General features: G+C 60.4%; 17 protein-coding genes. 14 read left to right on the top strand and 3 right to left on the bottom strand.

All coding sequences use genetic code 11. The features are described 5' to 3' along the window. Nucleotides 1-45 precede the first annotated feature (45 nt). The 5 genes from D882_RS0130250 (at nucleotide 46) to rarD (ending at nucleotide 5,810) form a co-directional block, all read left to right on the top strand. Nucleotides 46-786 carry a ComF family protein gene (locus D882_RS0130250; protein ID WP_027926692.1) on the top strand — a complete coding sequence of 247 codons (741 nt, stop codon included), beginning with the start codon at nucleotides 46-48 and terminating at the stop codon, nucleotides 784-786. A 97-nt stretch (nucleotides 787-883) separates the two neighbouring features. Next, complete coding sequence (locus tag D882_RS0130245; protein ID WP_027926691.1) at nucleotides 884-1,648, top strand: TOBE domain-containing protein; 765 nt, start codon at nucleotides 884-886, stop codon at nucleotides 1,646-1,648. Between the two features lie 57 nt (nucleotides 1,649-1,705). Beyond that, complete coding sequence (locus D882_RS0130240; RefSeq protein ID WP_027926690.1) at nucleotides 1,706-3,607, top strand: PhoX family phosphatase; 1,902 nt, start codon at nucleotides 1,706-1,708, stop codon at nucleotides 3,605-3,607. 135 nt (nucleotides 3,608-3,742) lie between these two features. Beyond that, on the top strand, nucleotides 3,743-4,717 hold the full coding sequence (locus D882_RS0130235) for a serine/threonine protein kinase (protein ID WP_027926689.1): 975 nt from the start codon (nucleotides 3,743-3,745) through the stop codon (nucleotides 4,715-4,717). A 205-nt stretch (nucleotides 4,718-4,922) separates the two neighbouring features. After that, nucleotides 4,923-5,810: an EamA family transporter RarD gene (gene rarD, locus D882_RS0130230; protein WP_027926688.1), complete on the top strand. Its 888-nt coding sequence runs from the start codon at nucleotides 4,923-4,925 to the stop codon at nucleotides 5,808-5,810. A gap of 215 nt (nucleotides 5,811-6,025) precedes the next feature. Here rarD and D882_RS0130225 read toward each other — a convergent pair whose 3' ends face one another. Continuing rightward, nucleotides 6,026-6,544, bottom strand: coding sequence for a glycine cleavage system protein R (locus tag D882_RS0130225; protein WP_027926687.1), 519 nt, complete (start codon nucleotides 6,542-6,544; stop codon nucleotides 6,026-6,028). 537 nt (nucleotides 6,545-7,081) lie between these two features. On the opposite strand from D882_RS0130225, the gene D882_RS0130220 reads away from it, so the two are divergent. Beyond that, nucleotides 7,082-9,259 (top strand): malate synthase G, encoded by a 2,178-nt coding sequence (locus tag D882_RS0130220; protein ID WP_027926686.1) that lies wholly within the window; start codon nucleotides 7,082-7,084, stop codon nucleotides 9,257-9,259. A 193-nt stretch (nucleotides 9,260-9,452) separates the two neighbouring features. Here the strand turns inward: D882_RS0130220 and D882_RS0130215 are convergent, their stop codons facing one another. Further along, a complete protein-coding gene (locus D882_RS0130215) occupies nucleotides 9,453-9,914 on the bottom strand; it encodes a response regulator (RefSeq protein WP_027926685.1) in 462 nt (153 codons plus the stop codon). A gap of 253 nt (nucleotides 9,915-10,167) precedes the next feature. On the opposite strand from D882_RS0130215, the gene D882_RS0130210 reads away from it, so the two are divergent. The 8 genes from D882_RS0130210 (at nucleotide 10,168) to D882_RS0130175 (ending at nucleotide 19,169) form a co-directional block, all read left to right on the top strand. Further along, nucleotides 10,168-12,108, top strand: a complete 1,941-nt coding sequence (locus tag D882_RS0130210; RefSeq protein WP_027926684.1) for a putative nucleotidyltransferase substrate binding domain-containing protein — start codon at nucleotides 10,168-10,170, stop codon at nucleotides 12,106-12,108. Next, the gene (locus D882_RS0130205) at nucleotides 12,105-12,812 is read left to right on the top strand and encodes a PolC-type DNA polymerase III (RefSeq protein WP_027926683.1); all 708 of its coding nucleotides are present in this window, start codon (nucleotides 12,105-12,107) and stop codon (nucleotides 12,810-12,812) included. Before D882_RS0130210 ends, D882_RS0130205 begins: the two co-directional genes overlap by 4 nt. 203 nt (nucleotides 12,813-13,015) lie before the next feature. Beyond that, nucleotides 13,016-13,534 carry an RNA polymerase sigma factor gene (locus tag D882_RS0130200; protein ID WP_027926682.1) on the top strand — a complete coding sequence of 173 codons (519 nt, stop codon included), beginning with the start codon at nucleotides 13,016-13,018 and terminating at the stop codon, nucleotides 13,532-13,534. Next, nucleotides 13,531-14,502: a FecR domain-containing protein gene (locus tag D882_RS0130195; protein ID WP_027926681.1), complete on the top strand. Its 972-nt coding sequence runs from the start codon at nucleotides 13,531-13,533 to the stop codon at nucleotides 14,500-14,502. The genes D882_RS0130200 and D882_RS0130195 overlap by 4 nt, the downstream gene beginning before the upstream one ends. A 154-nt stretch (nucleotides 14,503-14,656) precedes the next feature. Then, nucleotides 14,657-17,083: a TonB-dependent siderophore receptor gene (locus D882_RS0130190; RefSeq protein ID WP_027926680.1), complete on the top strand. Its 2,427-nt coding sequence runs from the start codon at nucleotides 14,657-14,659 to the stop codon at nucleotides 17,081-17,083. Between the two features lie 73 nt (nucleotides 17,084-17,156). Next, on the top strand, nucleotides 17,157-18,287 hold the full coding sequence (locus tag D882_RS0130185; protein WP_027926679.1) for a PepSY domain-containing protein: 1,131 nt from the start codon (nucleotides 17,157-17,159) through the stop codon (nucleotides 18,285-18,287). Further along, complete coding sequence (locus D882_RS0130180) at nucleotides 18,284-18,463, top strand: hypothetical protein (protein WP_027926678.1); 180 nt, start codon at nucleotides 18,284-18,286, stop codon at nucleotides 18,461-18,463. The genes D882_RS0130185 and D882_RS0130180 overlap by 4 nt, the downstream gene beginning before the upstream one ends. A 76-nt stretch (nucleotides 18,464-18,539) precedes the next feature. Continuing rightward, a complete protein-coding gene (locus D882_RS0130175; protein ID WP_027926677.1) occupies nucleotides 18,540-19,169 on the top strand; it encodes a glutathione S-transferase family protein in 630 nt (209 codons plus the stop codon). A gap of 210 nt (nucleotides 19,170-19,379) precedes the next feature. Here D882_RS0130175 and creD read toward each other — a convergent pair whose 3' ends face one another. Further along, nucleotides 19,380-20,750 (bottom strand): cell envelope integrity protein CreD, encoded by a 1,371-nt coding sequence (gene creD / locus D882_RS0130170; RefSeq protein ID WP_027926676.1) that lies wholly within the window; start codon nucleotides 20,748-20,750, stop codon nucleotides 19,380-19,382. Nucleotides 20,751-20,857 lie beyond the last annotated feature (107 nt).

The raw sequence follows: 20,857 nt of genomic DNA, 5'->3' as shown, positions 1-20,857 counted from the left end.
ACCCACAGACGCGACACGGATGTTCGGCATATTTAAGGAAGACTCATGCGCTGTCAACCACGATACGATGGACCGGTTTACATCTGGTTAAAAAACATACAGCACTGCTTGCTCTGTGCTGAACCGGCCGAGGAGCAGACTCCGATCTGCATGGCCTGCGAAACGGAGTTGCCGTGGCTGGGCGACCACTGCCAGACCTGCGCCCTGCCCTTGCCCGGCACAGGCTTGACCTGCGGTCAGTGCCTGAAACAGCCACCCGCTTTCGAGCGAGTCGCCGCGCCGTGGTCGTACAGCTTTCCGCTGGACACGCTGATCACGCGCTTCAAGCATTCGGCAAAATGGCCATTTGGCCGCCTGCTCGCCGATCTTCTCGCGCAATACCTGCAACATCGCTTCGACGAAGACCTGAATCGGCCCGACGCACTGGTTCCGGTGCCGCTGGCCGCTAAACGACTGCGCCAACGGGGTTTCAATCAAGCCGCGATGCTCGCCCGCTGGCTCGGCGGCCATCTGGACATTCCTTGCGACGAAACGCTGCTGTTGAGGATTCAAGACACCAGCGCACAGCAGGATTTGAATGCCGAGGCCCGCAAGAAGAACCTGTGCAACGCGTTCGCCCTGACACCCGGCGCGCAGATCAAGGGGCGCCATTTGGCGTTGGTGGACGACGTGCTGACCACCGGCGCCACCGCACAAGCCCTCGCCCGGCTGCTGATGGACGCAGGGGCGGCGCGGGTTGACGTCTACTGCCTGGCCCGCACACCCAAACCGGGCGACACGGCTTAACCCGCGAACACAAAACCTGTAGGAGTGCGACCTGACTTGACTACCGAGTTGCAAGCGGCCAACGTCTTCTCAATTGTCACAGCCAAAGCGCCTCGCCATGTCCTTGCCTACGTTGTTGTCCCAGCACATTGTCCGTCGTCCGCAGCGCATCGCGTTGCTGCAACACATCGCCGAACAAGGCTCGATCACCCGCGCCGCTAAAAGCGCGGGCCTGAGCTACAAGGCAGCATGGGACGCCATCGACGAGCTGAACAACCTGGCGCAGAAGCCGTTGGTGGAGCGCAGCGTCGGCGGCAAGGGTGGCGGTGGTGCCAAACTTTCCAGCGAAGGCTTGCGCGTGTTGCGCCTTTATCAAAAGCTGCAAGTCCTCCAGGCCCAGGTGCTGGCGGCCGCCGAAGATGCCAGCGATCTGGACCTGCTCGGCCGCCTGATGCTCAGAACCAGCGCGCGCAATCAACTGCACGGCCGGGTTGTCGAGATCGAAGCTCAGGGACGCAACGACCGGATCCGGCTCGAACTGGCCGAAGGCTTGAATATTGATACGCAGATCACCCACGACAGCACCCTGCGCCTGGAGCTGGAAACCGGCACCGAGGTGGTCGCCCTGATCAAGGCCGGTTGGCTGGACGTGCTGGCTATCGAGCAACACGCAACACCCGGCAACAATTGCCTCAAGGGCATTATCGAAGAAATTCTCGACGCCGAAGACGGGCCCAGCGAAGTGCGCATCAGCCTGCCCAATGGCCAGACGCTGTGCGCCTTGGCCGAGCCACTGCACTTGCGAACCCAAGGGCTGACCACTGACAAACCGGTGCTGGTGCAGTTTTTACCCTCCAACGTCCTGTTGGGTACTCCGCTCTGAAACAAAAGCGTCATGTCCGCTCACTAAGGTGACTGCAAAAACCGCAGGGAGCCTGATGTGAGCCTATTAGAAGAAAACCAGTCCACCGACCTCGAAAAAATGGTCGGCCTCAGCCGTCGCGGTTTCATCAGCGCCGGCGCCCTTTGCGGTGCCGCCATGTTCCTCGGGGGCAACCTGCTGAGCCGCAGCGTCATGGCCGCGAGTGTCAGCGCCGGCACCAGCAAACTGTTGGGTTTCGACAGCATCCCCGCCGCCACCAGCGACGCCATTACCTTGCCGGCCGGCTACAAGTCCTCGGTGTTGATCAGCTGGGGCCAGCCTCTGCAAAAAAACGGTCCGGCCTTCGACCCGAGTGGCAACGGCACGGCCGAGCATCAGGAAGTCCAGTTCGGTGACAACAACGACGGCATGAGCCTGTTCGAATTTCCCGGTGAAAAAGACCGGGCGCTGATGGCAATCAACAACGAATACACCAACTATCGCTACCTCTACGCACATGGCGGCATGCCGCAGTCGGCCGAAGAAGTGCGCAAGGCACTGGCCTGCGAAGGCGTGTCGGTGATCGAAGTGCAGCGCAAGAACGGCCAGTGGCAGTTCGTCCAGGGCTCGCGCTACAACCGTCGTATTCACGGCAACGCGCCGATCAGCCTGAGTGGCCCGGCTGCTGGCCATGAACGGGTGAAAACCAGCGCTGACCCGCATGGCAAAAATGTCCTCGGCACCTTCCAGAATTGCGCCAACGGCAAGACGCCATGGGGCACGTACCTGACCTGCGAAGAGAACTTCACCGACTGCTTCGGCAGCAGCAATGCCGAGCAAAAATTCGACGCGGCGCAAAAACGCTACGGCGCGGTGGCGGCCAGTAAAGAGATCAACTGGCACCAGCACGACGAACGTTTCGACCTGGCGAAAAACCCGAACGAACTCAACCGTCACGGCTGGGTGGTGGAAATCGACCCGTTCGACCCGCAATCAACCCCGGTCAAGCGCACGGCCCTGGGCCGCTTCAAGCATGAAAACGCCGCCCTGGCAGAAACCCATGACGGCCACGCCGTGGTGTACATGGGCGACGACGAGCGCGGCGAGTTCATCTACAAGTTCGTCAGCCGCGACAAGATCAACCACAAAAACCCCAAGGCCAACCGCGACCTGCTCGACCACGGCACCTTGTACGTGGCGCGCTTCGACGCCGGCGACGGCAATGCCGATCACCCGAAAGGCAAAGGTGAGTGGGTGGAGCTGACCCACGGCAAAAACGGCATCGACGCCAGCAGCGGTTTTGCTGATCAGGCCGAAGTGCTGATCCATGCACGTCTCGCTGCCAGCGTGGTGAAAGCCACGCGCATGGACCGCCCGGAATGGATTGTGGTCAGCCCCAAGGACGGCCAGGTTTATTGCACCCTGACCAACAACGCCAAGCGCGGTGAGGAAGGCCAACCGGTGGGCGGGCCAAACCCGCGCGAGAAAAACGTCTACGGGCAGATCCTGCGCTGGCGCACCGACCGCGATGATCATGGCTCGAAAAGCTTTGCCTGGGACCTGTTTGTGGTCGCCGGCAACCCGGGTGTCCACGCCGGCACGCCGAAGGGTGGCTCGTCGAACATCACGCCGCAGAACATGTTCAACAGCCCGGATGGCTTGGGTTTCGACAAGGCCGGGCGGTTGTGGATTCTCACTGACGGCGACTCGAGCAATGCCGGTGATTTCGCCGGGATGGGCAACAACCAGATGCTATGTGCCGACCCGGTGACCGGGGAGATTCGCCGGTTCATGGTCGGGCCGATTGGTTGCGAAGTGACGGGGATCAGTTTCTCGCCAGACCAGAAGACGTTGTTTGTCGGGATTCAGCACCCGGGGGAGAACGGGGGGTCGACATTCCCGGAGCATCTGCCGAATGGCAAACCGCGGTCTTCGGTGATGGCGATTTCCCGTGAAGATGGCGGGGTCGTCGGCGCCTGATCAACGTCCCCCCAAAGGTTGCGTCCAACCTTTGGGGGTCAGTTCACTCTGCGTGGGAACGATCCCCCTAAAGAAGCCCGGTCTGCGCTACCATGCTTGGCCGGACGCGGCAGCCTGCTGCGCGCAGGAGTCAGCATGGCCCACCCGTTTGCAACCCTCACCCCAGACCTCGTGCTCGATGCCGTCGAAAGCATCGGCTTTCTCAGCGACGCGCGCATTCTGGCGCTCAACAGCTACGAGAACCGCGTCTATCAAGTCGGCATCGAAGACTCCGAACCGCTGATCGCCAAGTTCTACCGCCCGCAGCGCTGGACCAACGAAGCGATTCTCGAAGAGCACCAGTTCACCTTCGAACTCGCCGAGTGCGACGTGCCAGTGGTGGCGCCGATGATTCACAACGGCGCCAGCCTGCACGAACACAAGGGCTTTCGTTTCACCCTGTTCCCGCGCCGCGGTGGCCGTGCGCCAGAGCCGGGCAATCTCGATCAACTCTATCGCCTGGGTCAGTTGCTCGGTCGCCTGCACGCCGTGGGCTCCACCAAACCGTTCGAGCACCGTGAAGCGCTGGGCGTGAAGAACTTCGGTCACGATTCGCTGACCACCTTGCTCGAAGGCAATTTTGTCCCCAAGAGTTTGTTGCCCGCCTACGAGTCCGTGGCCCGCGATCTGCTCAAGCGAGTGGAAGATGTCTACAAGGCCACGCCGCACCAGAACATCCGCGTGCACGGCGATTGCCACCCCGGCAACATGATGTGCCGTGACGAAATGTTCCACATCGTCGACCTCGATGACTGCCGCATGGGCCCGGCGGTGCAGGACATCTGGATGATGCTCGCCGGTGACCGCCAGGAGTGCCTCGGCCAATTGTCGGAATTGATGGACGGCTACAACGAGTTTCACGATTTCGATCCGCGGGAACTGGCGTTGATCGAACCGCTGCGCGCCTTGCGCCTGATGCACTACAGCGCCTGGCTCGCCCGCCGCTGGGACGACCCGGCGTTCCCGCACAGTTTTCCGTGGTTCGGCAGCGAGCGGTATTGGGGTGACCAGGTGTTGGCGTTGCGTGAGCAACTTGCAGCCCTGAACGAAGAACCCCTCAAACTTTTCTGACTCGCACAGTTCCCACCTGTGGGAGTGAGCCTTATCGCGATGGCGGCGAAATATTCAGCACATCAGTGGCTGACACACCGCTATCGCGAGCAGGCTCACTCCTACAGGACTGTGTTCACAATTGCCCAACCTATTCAGGCAGGACATTCGTAGACAAATCTCCTTACAATCCCTTCTTTGTTAGCTGCCTAAGCAAGGATTCTGCATGCAAGCTGCCAACCCGCGTCGCGGGTACATTCTGGGCCTGAGCGCCTACATCATCTGGGGATTGTTCCCGCTCTATTTCAAAGCCATCGCCAATGTACCCGCCGTGGAGATCATCATCCATCGCGTGTTGTGGTCCGCGTTGTTCGGCGCCTTGTTGCTGATGGTCTGGAAACATCCCGGCTGGTGGCGCGAGTTGCGCGACAACCCGAAACGCCTGGGGATCCTGGCCTTGAGCGGCACGCTGATCGCGGCCAACTGGCTGACTTACGTGTGGTCGGTGAACAACGGGCGGATGCTTGAGGCCAGCCTCGGTTACTACATCAACCCGCTGGTGAACGTGTTGCTGGGGATGTTGATCCTTGGCGAACGCCTGCGGCGCATGCAATGGCTGGCGGTGGGTCTGGCGGCGGTCGGCGTGGCGCAACAGGTGTGGCAAGTCGGCAGCCTGCCGTGGGTGTCGCTGGTGCTGGCGCTGACGTTTGGATTCTATGGATTGATCCGTAAACAGGCACCGGTCAAAGCGCTGCCCGGTCTGGTAGTGGAAACCTGGATGCTGGTGCCGATTGCGGTCGCTTGGCTGCTGTTCAACCCGACGGCGGCCAGCGCGCAACCCGAGTTCTGGACCACCTCCGAAGCCTGGTGGCTGGTGGCCGCCGGCCCGGTCACGCTGGTGCCGCTGATCTGTTTCAACGCCGCCGCACGGCATATACCCTACACAACTTTGGGATTCCTCCAGTACACGGCGCCGACGTTGGTGCTGTTGCAAGCCGTACTGCTGTTTGGCGAAAAGCTGTCGTCCAGCACGCTGGTTGCGTTCATCTTTATTTGGGCAGGCCTGGCGGTGTACAGCGTTGATGCGTGGATAAGTTTGCGTCGTCGCAGCTGATCAAAAAACACACAAACCTCTACAGGCCACGTCTTCCGTGGCCTGCATCGATCCTTCCCAAGGTTATCCACAGCGTGATCCCCGCTGTTTGTGCGCAACTTGTTGAAACTGATGGTTTTTTGATCAGACCCTGAAGAAGCCCGGCCGGCGTGGGCTGGCGGGCTGTCTCTACAGGTTATCCACAGGCAGGTGCACGTTTAACTTGGATAACCCTTTCACGGTTCACTGCGCAGCACCAGTTCGACCATCAAATCGTCCGCCAGGGTTTCCAGGCGCGACTGCAATACGTCCAGCGACAAGGTCAGTGGCACGGCGAGGATTGCTTCAGCGTGGAACAGCGGCTCGCTGCTCATCGGCGCCGGGCGTACTTCTGTGACCAATCTTTCCAGGTTCACACCCTGCTCGCTGAGTAGACGGGTGATGTCACGCACGATCCCCGGACGATCGTTGCCCACCAACTCCATCGCAATCGGCTTCCAGGTGCAGGATTGTTCGATGCCGCTTTCGGCAATCAATACGCGTATGCCTTGGGCGGACAGCGCCTGCAGGGCATCGACCAATTCATCGTAGGCCTCGGCCGGCACCCCCACCCGAAGAATCCCGGCGAACTGCCCGGCCATGCGCGACATACGGCTTTCCAGCCAGTTGCCGCCGTGTTCGGCAATGCACTGGGCGATGCGCTCGACCTGCCCAGCCTTGTCCGGAGCAAACACTGTGAGTACGAGGTGGTCCATGGCGCAGCCCTCTTTTGTTATAGAAACAGAAGTATAGGCAAGGGCTGATACTGCGTTGATTCGTCTGACGCCATCGCGAGCAGGCTCACTCCTACAACGTCTTGCGCGATCCTGTAGGAGTGAGCCTGCTCGCGATGGGAGCGCCGCTGAAGATCCTGTCAATAACAAATCGTGTACAACTTTTTATATTTAACTGGAACAATCCAATGGTTTTTTGAGAACATCCCGTTCCCCGACATGACTGCAATGCGTCATGGGGTCGCAGAACGACGTAATTAGTCTAATTTTCACAAGCGCAATTCATCATGTAGTATGCCGCAGCGCGCACTACATAACGTTGGATCGATGTCTGCCACCGGCACACTCGCAACCCTGAAAAGCCCTGTCAGCAAGGCCTACAAGCCGTTGATCGGACCGAACCCAGCCGCCCGCAAGGGCATGTACTGGCGGACGGGTTTGTGGTTTAAATGGCCTGAGGCTTCATTGTCAAAATTGAAGAGCTGAAAAGCGAAATAGCTGAGCAGAGTGAGGCAAGCAATGACTGAACACGTTCAAGTCGGTGGCCTGCAGGTCGCCAAAGTCCTGTTCGACTTCGTGAACAACGAAGCCATTCCCGGTACCGGCCTCACCGCCGATAAGTTCTGGGCCGGTGCCGACAAGGTCATTCACGACCTGGCCCCGAAGAACAAAGCCCTACTCGCCAAACGCGATGATTTCCAGGCTCGTATCGATGGCTGGCACCAATCCCGTGCCGGTCAACCACACGACGCTGTGGCTTATAAAGCCTTCTTGCAAGACATCGGTTATCTGCTGCCAGAAGCAGCCGATTTCCAGGCAACGACGCAAAACGTCGATGACGAAATCGCCCGCATGGCCGGTCCGCAACTTGTGGTTCCGGTCATGAACGCCCGTTTCGCGCTCAACGCCTCGAACGCCCGCTGGGGTTCGCTGTATGACGCGCTCTACGGCACCGACGCCATCAGCGAAGCTGACGGCGCGGAAAAAGGCAAAGGCTACAACAAGGTTCGCGGCGACAAGGTGATTGCCTTCGCTCGCGCCTTCCTCGACGAAGCCGCGCCATTGGCAGCCGGCTCCCACGTCGATTCCACCGGCTACAAAATCGTTGACGGCAAACTGGTGGTCGCCCTTAAAGGCGGCAGCAACACCGGCCTGCGCAACGACGCTCAGCTGATCGGTTTCCACGGCGATGCGGCCGCACCGACCGCGATTCTGCTGAAGAACAACGGCCTGCACTTCGAAATCCAGATCGATGCCAGCACCCCGGTCGGCCAGACCGATGCTGCCGGCGTCAAAGACATCCTGATGGAAGCCGCACTGACCACCATCATGGACTGCGAAGACTCCGTCGCCGCTGTCGATGCCGATGACAAAGTGGTGATCTACCGCAACTGGCTCGGCCTGATGAAGGGCGACCTGTCGGAAGAAGTCTCCAAGGGCGGTCAGACCTTTACCCGCACCATGAACGCTGATCGCACTTACACCGGTGTCGATGGTAAAGAACTGAGCCTGCACGGTCGTTCGCTGTTGTTCGTGCGCAACGTCGGTCACCTGATGACCATCGACGCGATTCTCGACAAGGACGGCAACGAAGTGCCGGAAGGTATCCTTGACGGTCTGGTGACCAGCCTTGCCGCGATCCACAGCCTCAATGGCAACAGCTCGCGCAAGAACAGCCGCACCGGGTCGGTCTACATCGTGAAGCCGAAAATGCACGGCCCGGAAGAAGCCGCGTTCACCAACGAGTTGTTCGGTCGCATCGAAGACGTACTCGGTCTGCCGCGCAACACGCTGAAAGTCGGGATCATGGACGAGGAGCGCCGCACCACGGTCAACCTCAAGGCCTGCATCAAGGCTGCCAGCGAGCGCGTGGTGTTCATCAACACCGGTTTCCTCGACCGTACAGGCGATGAAATCCACACCTCCATGGAAGCCGGCCCGATGGTGCGCAAGGCCGACATGAAGGCCGAGAAGTGGATCGGTGCCTACGAGAACTGGAACGTCGATATCGGTTTGAGCACCGGCCTGCAAGGTCGCGCGCAGATCGGTAAAGGCATGTGGGCGATGCCCGACCTGATGGCGGCGATGCTCGAACAGAAAATCGCCCACCCGCTGGCCGGCGCAAACACTGCCTGGGTTCCATCGCCGACCGCCGCAGCGCTGCACGCGTTGCACTACCACAAGGTCGACGTGTTCGCCCGTCAGGCCGAACTGGCCAAACGTGCCCGTGCTTCGGTGGACGACATCCTGACCATCCCATTGGCGGTGAACCCGCAATGGACCGCAGAACAGATCAAGAACGAACTGGACAACAACGCCCAGGGCATTCTCGGTTATGTGGTGCGCTGGATCGACCAGGGCGTGGGTTGCTCGAAAGTACCGGACATCAACGACATCGGCCTGATGGAAGACCGTGCGACGCTGCGGATTTCCAGCCAGCACATCGCCAACTGGCTGCGTCATGGCATCGTCACACATGACCAGGTCATGGAAAGCCTCAAGCGCATGGCGCCGGTGGTTGACCGCCAGAACGCCAACGACGCGCTGTATCGTCCGCTGGCACCGAACTTCGACAGCAACATCGCCTTCCAGGCGGCGGTCGAACTGGTGGTTGAAGGCACGAAGCAGCCAAACGGCTACACCGAGCCGGTCCTGCACCGTCGTCGCCGCGAGTTCAAGGCTGCCAATGGCCTGTAACTAGTCGCCGATGCCGGACAAAAAAAGGCCCTGATCTTTCGATCAGGGCCTTTTTATTTGCGAATGCATTCCCTTGTAGGCGTGAGCCTGCTCGCGATGGCGGTGTGTCAGTAAACTTTTATATCGCCTGACACTTCGCTATCGCGAGCAGGCTCACTCCTACAGGGGGGATGCGTGATTCAGAGAGGACTACTTAAGGCTTGATTCCCAGCTCACGCTTGACCAGTCCCAACAACATCTCGGTGTCGATAGGCTTGAGCAAGAAATCCACCACACTCAAATGCATCGCCTCAATGGCGTCTTTCACGTCAGCGTCGCCGGAAACGATGATGATGGGCAAGGCCGCCCGAACCGACTCTCGGACCTGACGGATAAGGTCCAGGCCATCGACATTGCCCATACGCAAATCAGTGATCACCAGACCGATTGAAGGCTTTCTCACTTCGTCTTCCGCAACCAGCAACTTGAGTGCGCTTTCACCACTGGCAGCGGTGATGCAGCGAATACCGTCCAACGCAAGAATCTCCGACAACAACTCACGCGCGTCTTTATCGTCGTCAACGATCAGCACCCGCTGCGCCGGTAAATCGGGTTCGAGCATGACGGCACTCAGCGCCTCGCGCTCGGCATCACTCAAAATATCGTGGTCGGACATGGCGTTCTCTACGTTTTCAATGCAATCCCCTAGCTCAATCGTCAGACACCGCTAAGCAGACCATCAATGTGCACTTCGTCGGAAAGTATTTCTATAGCCAATGTAGGAGGTTTTTCCCACATTTGCGTCAGACATTTCCTAACTTCCGACACCTGCATGGCCTACCTAGACTTACGTCCAATGGGCACCCCGCACGCAGGGGCGGACGATGACAGCGTCATCCGACAACAACAATTCAAAAAAGACTGCGGTAATGGTTATGAGTAAAACGGACGCCTTCACACAGGCAGGGAAAACCGCCGTATTGCAAAACATCCAGGGCACTTTGCAATTCCTTCAGCGGTTCCCGCCCTTCAATCAGATGGAACACGCTCACTTGGCGTACCTGGTTGAACAATGCCAGCTGCGTTTTTATGCCCCCGGCGACAGCATTATCAAGCCCGCCGATGGCCCGGTTGAATACTTCTACATCGTCAAACAGGGCCGCGTCGTCGGTGAGCGCCCGCACACGGCCAAAGGCGGCACCGAAACCACGTTCGAAATCACCACCGGCGAGTGCTTCCCCCTCGCAGCGTTGTTGGGTGAACGTGCGACCCGCACCGAACACCTCGCCGCCGAAGACACCTTTTGCCTTCAGCTAAACAAGCTGGCGTTCATCAAACTGTTCGCGCTTTCCAGCACCTTTCGCGACTTTGCCCTGCGCGGCGTCAGCAGTCTGCTGGATCAGGTCAACCAGCAAGTCCAGCAAAAAGCCGTGGAAACCCTCGGCACGCAGTACTCGCTGAACACACGCCTGGGCGAATTGGCCATGCGCCACCCGGTGACCTGCAGCCCGGCGACGCCGCTGCGTGAAGCGGTGACGCTGATGCACGAGCAACAGGTCGGCAGCATCGTCGTGGTCGATGAACACAAAGCCCCGCTGGGAATCTTCACCCTGCGCGACCTGCGCCATGTGGTGGCGGCCGGTACCAATGACTTCAATGAAACGATCGAGCGGCACATGACCCAGGCGCCGTTTTTCCTGTCGCCGGACCACAGCGCTTTCGACGCGGCCATCGCCATGACCGAGCGGCACATCGCTCACGTCTGCCTGGTGAAAGATCAGCGCCTGTGCGGCGTGGTCTCGGAACGTGACCTGTTTTCCCTGCAACGGGTGGATCTGGTACACCTGGCACGGACGATTCGCAGCGCCCAGCGCATCGAAAACCTGGTGCTGATGCGTGGCGAGATCGGCCAACTGGTCGAGCGCATGCTGGCTCACGGCGCCTCGTCGACGCAGATCACCCACATTATTACGCTGCTCAACGACCACACCGTGTGCCGGGTGATCGAGCTGACCCTCGCCGATAAAGGTGACCCCGGTGTGCCGTTCAGTTGGTTGTGCTTCGGCAGCGAAGGCCGCCGTGAGCAAACGCTGCATACCGATCAGGACAACGGCATTCTGTTCGAGGCCCGAGACGCCGCGCACGCAGCCGAGATTCGCGGCAAGCTGTTGCCTATTGCCCAGCAGATCAACCAGAGCCTGGCGCTCTGCGGCTTCACGCTGTGTAAGGGCAACATCATGGCTGGCAACCCGGAGTTGTGCTTGTCGCGGGCCGAATGGGCGCGACGGTTTGCGGCGTTTATCCGCGAGGCGACGCCGGAGAACCTGCTGGGCTCGAGCATCTATTTCGACCTGCGCGTGGTCTGGGGCGACGAACAAGGGTGCGAGCAACTGCGTCGCGGGATCCTCGAGCAGGTCGCCGATAACCGGCTGTTCCAGCGGATGCTGGCCGAGAACGCCTTGCGCAATCGTCCGCCCGTGGGGCGTTTCCGTGAGTTCGTACTGGCGCGCAAGAACGGTGAAAAAGCCACGCTGGACCTCAAGGTGCAGGGCCTGACACCATTCGTCGATGGCGCACGGTTGCTGGCATTGGCCCACGGGATCGAGACCAACAATACCCTGGAGCGTTTTCGCCAACTGGTGGCCAAGGAAATCATTCAGCCGCTGGACGGTGCCGCCTATGAAGAGGCGTACCACTTCATTCAGCAAACCCGTATGCAGCAACATCAGCTGCAAACGCGGGAGAACTTGCCCTACTCCAACCGGGTCGATCCGGACAGCCTCAATCATCTGGACCGGCGGATCCTGCGGGAATCCCTGCGCCAGGCGCAACGCCTGCAAAGCAGCCTGGCCCTGCGGTATCAGCTATGAGCCTGTTTTCATGGCTGCGCCCGGCCACGCCGCTGCTGACGGAGGAGTTGCAGCAACGACTCAAGCGCTTGCCATCGGTGACCGAGCTGGGTGAATGCAGCCTGCGTGAACAGCGCTGGGTGGTGCTCGACCTGGAAACCACCGGGCTCAACCTGAACAAAGATCGGGTGTTGTCCATTGGTGCCGTGGTGATCGAGGACGGCGCCATCGACTTCAGCCAGCAGTTCGAACGCACGCTGCAGTGCGCCGACCTGAAGCTCGCGCCCAGCATGCTGATTCATGGCCTCGGCCCCAGCGCCATTGCGGCCGGCAGCGATCCGGCGCAAGCCTTGCTCGACTTCATGGAGTTCCTCGGCGACAGCCCGGTGTTGGCGTTTCATGCGCCGTTCGATCAGCACATGCTGGGCCGCGCGCTGAAAGACCACTTGGGCTACAAGTTGACTCATCCGTTTCTGGACGTGGCAGACATCGCCCCGCTGCTGTGCCCTCAGGCGCACATTCGCGAGGCCGGTCTGGATGAGTGGATCGACTGGTTCAAACTGGAAGTGTTCGAGCGACATAACGCCAGTGCCGACGCGTTGGCGACGGCTGAGTTGGCGTTGATCCTGTTTAGCCGGGCGCGGCAGCAGCAGATTCATAGTCCGTTGAACTTGCAGCAGCGGTTGAGTCAGTGGAAACGCCGGCAACATGCGCCGTCCTTTTAACTATGCAGTGACTTTTCTGGCCTCATCGCGAGCAAGCTCGCTCCCACAGGGAGCGTGGCTTGCCCGCGATGAACGATAACGCGGTCGAACTGCATGCCTACCGCCACAATTCGCCCGACCAGCGCCAATTGCTTACCTTCCCCGCCTCTGCCACAATCGCGAACAATTCTCGTTAGTTAACACTTCCCAATCGGTGATGCTGCGTGTCGTCAATCCAAAGCCCCCACAGTGAGCTCGTTGGTGCGTTATATCGCGACCACCGCGGTTGGCTATTGGCCTGGCTGCGACGTAACGTGGCGTGCCCGCAGCGTGCCGAAGACCTGAGCCAGGACACCTTTGTACGGTTACTGGGCCGCGATGAGCTGAAAGAACCTCGCGAGCCGCGGGCGTTTCTGGTGGCGATTGCCAAAGGCCTGCTGTTCGACTACTTCCGCCGCGCCGCGCTGGAACAGGCCTACCTCACCGAACTGATGCTGATCCCCGAAGGCGAACAACCGTCGATCGAGGAGCAGCAGTTAATCCTCGAAGACCTCAAAGCCATCGACCGTTTGCTGGGTCAGCTGTCGAGCAAGGCTCGCGCCGCGTTTCTCTATAACCGCCTCGACGGCCTCACCCATGCCGAAATCGCCGAACGACTGGGCGTCTCGGTGCCGCGTGTCCGGCAATACCTGGCCCAGGGGATTCGTCAGTGCTACATCGCGTTGTACGGTGAACCGGTATGAGCCCGGTCAGTTCCAAACCCGTGTCGGCCAAGGTGCTGGATGCAGCGATTGCCTGGCAATTGTCCCTCGACTCCGGCAGCCCGGTGGAGCGCGAAGCGTTCAGCCAGTGGCACGCAGCCCACGAGGAACATGCCCGCGCCTGGCGCCAGTTGGGCATGCTCGACCAGCGTTTCAGCGTCGCCAACGGCCCGGCCCGTACGGCATTGCTGCAATCACGTGAAAGCATTCGCCGCCGCGTGCGCAAACTGGGCAACGGCGTGGCCAGTGTTATCGCAGTGATCGGGCTGGCCTTGTTTGCCGGTGAGCGTTATCTGCCCCTCGACTACTGGCTGGCCGACCAGCGCACCGCCACGGGCGAGCAGCGCACCCTGCGCCTGGCGGATGGCACGCTGCTCAACCTCAACACCCACAGTGCCGTGGACATCCGTTTTGATGAGAAGCGGCGGCGGATCATCCTTCAGGAAGGCGAAATCCTCGTCGAAACCGGTCATGGCGATGCCCGACCGTTTATCGTCGAAACCCGCGAAGGTAGCATGCGCGCCCTCGGGACGTTGTTCCTGGTCAAGCGCGAGGAAGAAGGCACACGTCTGAGCGTGTTGAAGTCCGCTGTCGCCGCGCATCCCGAGTCGAGCGCTGAAGAACAGATTCTGCAAGAAGGTCAGCAAGTGCTGATGCGCAGCAATGGCCTGGGACCGATTGTCGCCGTGAATGCCGGCGCCGATGCGTGGACTCGCGGCATGCTGGTGGTCGATAACGCGCGCCTGAAAGACCTGGTGCACGAACTCGGCCGGTATCGGCCCGGGCACCTGGGGGTTGCACCCGAGATTGCCGACCTGCGGATCACCGGCAGCTTCCCGCTGCACGACACCGATAAAGCCTTGAGCGCCCTGTTGCCGACCTTGCCGGTGCAGATCGAACAGCACACGCCGTGGTGGGTGACGGTGGCGAAGGCTGACGCCCGGCCTTAAGTGATGATCGCTCCACGCTCTGCGTGGGAACAATCATGTCGACAGATCAGCACCCGATTTCTGAATCGAAATTATTTTCATCCAGCCCTATCACTTTTCAATTCTCGTCCGGCACCTAAGCAATTGAGAAATGTTTCCATTCAGGAGCCGCCGTATGTCCCGTTCGCTGAACACCTTGTTGCGCCCCAGTCTGCTGGCAATTGCCATTGCCCTTTGCGCCCCTCTGGCCAGCACTCAGCTGATCGCCGCTGAACAGGCCTCCAGTGTTCACGCCTACAACCTGCCGGCCGCGCCATTGGCCAACACCCTGAACCAGATCGCCAGTCAGGCCGGCCTGGCGCTGTCGCTGAATCCATCCCTGGCCGCAGGCAAGACCTCGGCGCCGGTGAAGGGGCAGTTCGACCCGGCCGCCGCCCTGCGTGAAGCCTTGCGCGGCACCGGTCTGCAACTGGAACAAAGCAGCGCCGGCACGTACAGCCTGGTCGCCATTCCCGAGGGCACACTGGCCCTGCCGGAAACCGCGGTCATTGGTGTGGAAAATACCGAAAGCGCCTGGGGCCCGGTAGACGGCTACCTCGCCAAACGCACCGCCGCTGGCACCAAGACCGATACCGCGCTGGTCGAAGCACCGCGCTCGATTTCCGTCGTGACTCGCGAGCAAATGGACGACCGCAACGTCCAGAACCTCGATGACGCCGTACGCTACATGCCCGGCACCACCGCCAGTAGCTACGGCAGCGACACCCGCGCCGACTGGTTGCGCGTGCGTGGTTTCGAACCGACCCAGTTCCTCGACGGCCTGCCCCTGCCTAAAGGCGTGTACGCCAACCCGAAACAGGAAACCTGGAACCTCGATCGCCTCGCCGTGCTGCGCGGCCCGGCGTCTTCGGTGTACGGCCAGACCCCGCCGGGCGGCCTGCTTGACATGGTCAGCCGCCGCCCATCAGCGGTGGATAGCCACGAGATCGAGGTGCAATACGGCAGCGACAACCATCGCCAGATCAACTTCGCCAGCACCGGCAAGATCGATGACGAAGGCCAGTTTCTCTACGGTTTGAGCGGCGTGGTGCGCGACAGCGATACGCAGATCGACCACGTCGAGAACAAGCGCTACAACATCGCGCCGAGCCTGACCTGGAACATCGACGAAGACACCCGGTTCACCCTGCTGACCCAGTTCACCCGTGACGATACCGGCATCACCAGCCAGTTCCTGCCGGTGCAAGGCACCAAAATCGACATGCCGTTCGGCGATATTTCCCATCACAAGAACCTCGGTGATCCGGACTGGGAATACTACGACCGCACCTACTACGCGCTGGGCTATGCGTTCGAACATCGTCTGAACGACGTGTGGCAATTCCGGCAGAACCTGCGTTACACCAAGTCGGACCTGTCGTTCCAGGCCGTCACCGTTGGCTCGTATCCGTTCACCCAGGTGGATGACGCCGGCAACGTGGGCCGCTCCACCACCAGCGTCGAAGAAGACATCAGCCAGTTCGCCGTGGACAACAACTTCCAGGCCGACTTCGCCACCGGCGAAGTGAATCACACCGTGCTGCTGGGTCTCGACCACCAGCGCAGCAACACCAACTACCTCTCCATTTTCGGCAGCGCACCGCCGATCAACGTCAACAACCCGATCCATGGCTTGCCGATCGAGCGTCCGGACCGTTCCACCGCGTTCTACGACTATGACCAGAAGACCTACCAGACCGGCCTGTACGTGCAGGACCAAATGGCCCTCGATCAATGGCGCCTGACCCTCGGCGGCCGTGAAGACTGGGTGCACACCGGCACCAAGTTCTTCAACAAGGGCGATGCCACCAACACCGAGCGCGACAAGAATTTCAGCGGCAACGCAGCGATCAGCTATGTGTTTGATTCGGGCTTTGTGCCGTACCTGTCGTACGCCGAATCCTTCCAGCCGACCACCGGTGCAGCGGCCTCGTCCACTGAATCGTTCAAACCCACCGAAGGCAAACAGTGGGAACTGGGCATCAAGTACCAGCCGCCCGGCAGCAATACCCTGCTGACCGCTGCAATCTACGACCTGACCCAGAAAAACGTCTCCGTCACCACCACCGTCGGCGCCACGCCAATCACCAGCCAGACCGGTGAAGTCAAAGTCAAAGGCCTGGAACTGGAAGCGGTTTCCGACGTGACCGAAAACCTCAAGCTCATCGCCGCGTACACCCTGGCCAAATCCGAAGTGCAGGATGGCGACTTCAAAGGCAATCGCCTGCAGCTGATGCCTAACCAACAGGCCTCGCTGTGGACTGACTACACCTGGCACAACGGCGTACTGGACGGCTTCGGCGTAGGCGCCGGCGTTCGCTACACCGGCAATACCTACGGTGACCAGGCCAACACCGAACTGGGCAAGGCAGATGCCTACACCGTGTTCGACGCCGCCGTTCATTACGACCTCGGCCGCCTGGACAACACCCTGAAAGGTGCGTCCCTGGCGCTGAACGCCACCAACCTGTTCGACAAGGACTACATCTCGACTTGTGACAGTTTCTACTGCTACTACGGTGACCAGCGCAGCGTCGTCGCCAGTGCAACCTACAAGTGGTAATCGTCTGACCTGACATGCCCCACAACCAGGCCGTCCTCTTCAGGACGGCTTTGGTATTTCTGAAGGCCTGGAAATGAAAAGTAAAACAATTCGCCGCTGGTCCTTCGTCCACACCTGGACCAGCCTGATCTGCACGGTCTTGCTGCTGATGCTGGCATTGACCGGGTTGCCGTTGATCTTCCACCACGAGATCGACCATCTGCTGGGCGATGCCGCCGAGTTGAAGTCGATGCCGGCGGACACGCCGAGGCTGGACTTGCAGCAGTTGGTGCAGGCGGCTGAAAAGCACCGCCCCGGCGAAGTCATGCAGTATTTCGGTTTTGAGGACGACGAGCCCAACGGCGCCGTTACGATCATGGCGGCAACCGCCGGCACCGAGCCGAACGCCTCGCACACCTTCATGCTCGATGCCCGCACCGGTGAAGCCGTGGAAATGCCCTCGGCCAATGGCGGTTTCATGATGGTCATGCTGCGCCTGCACGTGGACATGTTTGCCGGTCTGCCGGGCAAGTTGCTGCTGGCGTTCATGGGGTTGATGTTTGTGGCGGCCATCATTTCCGGGACGGTGCTGTATTTGCCGTTTATGCGTCGTTTGAAGTTCGCCACCGTGCGCCAGGACAAATCCACCCGCCTGCGTTGGCTGGATCTGCACAACCTGATTGGTGTGGTCACACTGACCTGGGCGCTGGTCGTCGGCGTCACCGGCGTGATCAGCGCCTGTGCCGACCTGCTGATTGCTGCCTGGCGCAACGACAGCCTGACCGCGATGGTCGCGCCGTACCGCGACGCGCCACCACTGACGCACCTCGCACCGGCGAGCCGTCTACTCGACATTGCCACGGAGGTGGCACCGGACATGACGCCCGATTTCATCGCCTTCCCTGGCACGCGGTTTTCTAGCGAACACCATTACGCGGTGTTCATGAAAGGCAGCACCCACCTGACATCGCATTTGCTGACACCGGTGCTGATCGACGCCAGTACCCTGCAAGTCACCGCGGTGGCTGAAAGACCGTGGTACATGGACGCCATGGGCATGTCGCAGCCCCTGCACTTTGGCGACTACGGCGGCCTGCCGATGAAGATCCTGTGGGCGACCCTCGACGTGCTGACCATCCTCGTGCTCGGCAGCGGGGTTTACCTGTGGGTGGTGCGGCGCAAAGCGGCAAAACCTGTGCTCGAACCTGCCGAGGCTCATGCATGAAGCGCAGGCAATCGAACTTCTGGAAGGTCTTCGGCACGCCCGCGTTCATCGCCTTGCTCAGCGCCGCCGGATTGTTCGCCGCGCTGTTGGGTGATGGCGTGTGGGACGCCCTGAGCTGGCTCGGCCTGGGCGTGCCCGCCTTCTTTGCCCTGCGCGGCCTGCTGCAACGCCACTGAACTATGTAGGAGCGAGCTTGAGCTATCGGGTCAACGCGCTATGCTGCCCGACACTGCCACCGACCGAGACGTTGCCATGTCCGCCCCCAGCATGACCCTGTACCACAACTCGCTATCGCCCTTCGTTCGTAAAGTCATGGTGCTGCTGCACGAGACCGGTCAGACCGGCCGCGTGGCGTTGCAGGACTGTGTGCTCACGCCGGTCAACCCGGACCAGTCACTCAACGAAGACAACCCGCTGGGCAAAATTCCCGCCCTGCGCCTGGCCGACGGCAGTGTCATCCATGACAGCCGGGTAATCCTCGATTACCTCGATCACCAGCACGTCGGCAACCCGCTGATTCCGCGCGAAGGCTCGGCCCGCTGGCGGCGCCTGACCCTGGCCTCCCTGGCCGACGGGATCATGGACGCGTCGGTGTTGGTTCGTTACGAAATGGTCCTGCGCGACCCGCAGAAGCACTGGGACGAGTATCTGGATGCCCAGCGCGACAAGATTCGTCGCGGGTTGGCATTGCTCGAAAAAGACGCGATTGCCGAGCTGACCAGCCATTTCGATGTGGCGGCGATCAGCGTGGCCTGTGCGCTGGGCTACATCGACTTGCGCCATCCGGATCTGGAATGGCGCGAGGCGAATCCGCAGTTGGCGGCGTGGTATTTCGAGGTAAGTCAGCGGCCTTCGATGTTGGCGACGATGCCTAAGGTTTAGATTTTCGCTGACTGCACTGGCCTCATCGCGAGCAAGCTCGCTCCCACATTTGTTCTTTGGTGTGCGCAGATTTTGTGTTAACTGGAGATCCCCTGTGGGAGCGAGCTTGCTTGCGATGGCACCACACAAAATCCACCGGAAACAGCTCAAAAATCAGCGTCGCCAATACCTCCCCTTCACGCTGATCCTCACGCAACCCAATCGACCGGCTCATTCCACCGCCCCCAGATCAAACACCATCGGCTTGGCGCTTTTCTGCCCGATCCCGTACCAGTCCAGCTTGCGGGTCAGCACCATGAACACCCCGAGCAACCCGAACAGCAACAACGAGCCCATCAGCAACGCGTAATCCTCGGCACTCAGCAAGCCATAGAGCAAGCCGTACAACGCCGCCAACCCCGCCGAAAAACTCAAGCCATGGCGCACGCTGCGCAGCACATGGCAGACATAGAACCCGATCAACAACACACAGCCCGCCGACGACAACAGATACGCCAGGGCAAAACCAATGTGCTCGGACAGCGACAGCAACAACAGATAGAAGAACGCCAAAGCCACGCCGACCAACGCGTATTGCACCGGGTGCACCGCCAGGCTTTTCAGCACTTCGAACAGGAAGAACCCCGCGAAGGTCAGGACGATAAACAGCAAGGCGTATTTGATCGCCCGATCACTCTTCAGATATTGATCCACCGGATCGATAAAGCTCACGCCGAAACTGCGCCCGTTGTACGCCTCGCAACCACCGCCGGACACACAACTGCTCAGCGCTTCTTGCAGGTTGGTGGAGAAAAACGAGGTCTGCCAGTTGGCCGTAAAACCTTGATCGGTGACTTCACGCTGGGCCGGCAGGTAGTTGCCGATGAAGCTCGGATGCGGCCAGTTCGCGCTCAGCGAGACTTTGCTGGTCTTGCCCACCGGTAGAATCTGCAACTGCCCGGTGCCCTGCAAACGCAGGTCAAAACCGAAGGCCAGTTCCGTGACTTGTTTTGTGTCCAGCGCCGGCAGCGTTACGTGTACGCCTTCACCCAGCCAACCCACCTGACTGCCCGGAACGAAGTCCAGCGTCTGGCCATTCAGGTCCAGCTTCAACGCATTTTCGATGCCACGAATGTCGCTGATACCCACCGCCAGGAACGGCTGGTCGAACCGGTAATCCGCGAAGTCTTCCTTGATGCCCCATTGCGCCGGCACCGAGAAATGCCCGCTGATGTGGTTTTCCGCGTGGAACAGGCGCGCCTCGTAAATGCCTCGCGAGCGCAGCTCGGTCTGGATCTGGCCATCGAGCTCGAAACGCTCTGGCAGGAAGTACAAACGACCGCGCTCTTCGCCGATGTCCTGGTAGCGCTGGTTGGTTTTCTCGTTGAGCTTCCAGGTGCGCACCACTTTGCGATACGGCACCACCATCAGCGGGCCGCTCAGTTGCTGGCTGAAGCTTGCGCTGCGGGCGATGTCTTCGAGTACACCGTCACGCCGTTGCTGGCGGTCCTGGATGAGGCCGTTGATCATCAAGAGCGGAATCAGTAGCAACAAAATCAGAAGGGCAATGGCCCCGAGTTTTAGGGTCAGGCTGCGGTTCATGGGACTCTCCCTGTTTGGATGGGGAGAGTCTGGGAGGGCTGTGTGGGGGATTTATGGGGGGAATGTGGAGATTATGTGGAGACTGCACCGCCCCCTGTGGGAGCGAG

The sequence above is a fragment of the Pseudomonas sp. URMO17WK12:I12 genome, assembly GCF_000514395.1.
In the GTDB taxonomy this organism is placed as follows: Bacteria; Pseudomonadota; Gammaproteobacteria; order Pseudomonadales; family Pseudomonadaceae; genus Aquipseudomonas; species Aquipseudomonas mucoides.
This window is presented reverse-complemented; position numbering and strand designations above follow the sequence as displayed.

What these genes read in the sequence shown, in the direction of transcription:
- D882_RS0130250 (WP_027926692.1), top strand. Translation starts at nt 46, where the DNA reads ATGCGCTGTCAACCACGATACGATGGACCGGTTTACATCTGGTTAAAA.
- D882_RS0130245 (WP_027926691.1), top strand. Translation starts at nt 884, where the DNA reads ATGTCCTTGCCTACGTTGTTGTCCCAGCACATTGTCCGTCGTCCGCAG.
- D882_RS0130235 (WP_027926689.1), top strand. Translation starts at nt 3,743, where the DNA reads ATGGCCCACCCGTTTGCAACCCTCACCCCAGACCTCGTGCTCGATGCC.
- rarD (WP_027926688.1), top strand. Translation starts at nt 4,923, where the DNA reads ATGCAAGCTGCCAACCCGCGTCGCGGGTACATTCTGGGCCTGAGCGCC.
- D882_RS0130225 (WP_027926687.1), bottom strand. Translation starts at nt 6,544, where the DNA reads ATGGACCACCTCGTACTCACAGTGTTTGCTCCGGACAAGGCTGGGCAG.
- D882_RS0130220 (WP_027926686.1), top strand. Translation starts at nt 7,082, where the DNA reads ATGACTGAACACGTTCAAGTCGGTGGCCTGCAGGTCGCCAAAGTCCTG.
- D882_RS0130215 (WP_027926685.1), bottom strand. Translation starts at nt 9,914, where the DNA reads ATGTCCGACCACGATATTTTGAGTGATGCCGAGCGCGAGGCGCTGAGT.
- D882_RS0130210 (WP_027926684.1), top strand. Translation starts at nt 10,168, where the DNA reads ATGGTTATGAGTAAAACGGACGCCTTCACACAGGCAGGGAAAACCGCC.
- D882_RS0130205 (WP_027926683.1), top strand. Translation starts at nt 12,105, where the DNA reads ATGAGCCTGTTTTCATGGCTGCGCCCGGCCACGCCGCTGCTGACGGAG.
- D882_RS0130195 (WP_027926681.1), top strand. Translation starts at nt 13,531, where the DNA reads ATGAGCCCGGTCAGTTCCAAACCCGTGTCGGCCAAGGTGCTGGATGCA.
- D882_RS0130190 (WP_027926680.1), top strand. Translation starts at nt 14,657, where the DNA reads ATGTCCCGTTCGCTGAACACCTTGTTGCGCCCCAGTCTGCTGGCAATT.
- D882_RS0130185 (WP_027926679.1), top strand. Translation starts at nt 17,157, where the DNA reads ATGAAAAGTAAAACAATTCGCCGCTGGTCCTTCGTCCACACCTGGACC.
- D882_RS0130180 (WP_027926678.1), top strand. Translation starts at nt 18,284, where the DNA reads ATGAAGCGCAGGCAATCGAACTTCTGGAAGGTCTTCGGCACGCCCGCG.
- D882_RS0130175 (WP_027926677.1), top strand. Translation starts at nt 18,540, where the DNA reads ATGTCCGCCCCCAGCATGACCCTGTACCACAACTCGCTATCGCCCTTC.
- creD (WP_027926676.1), bottom strand. Translation starts at nt 20,750, where the DNA reads ATGAACCGCAGCCTGACCCTAAAACTCGGGGCCATTGCCCTTCTGATT.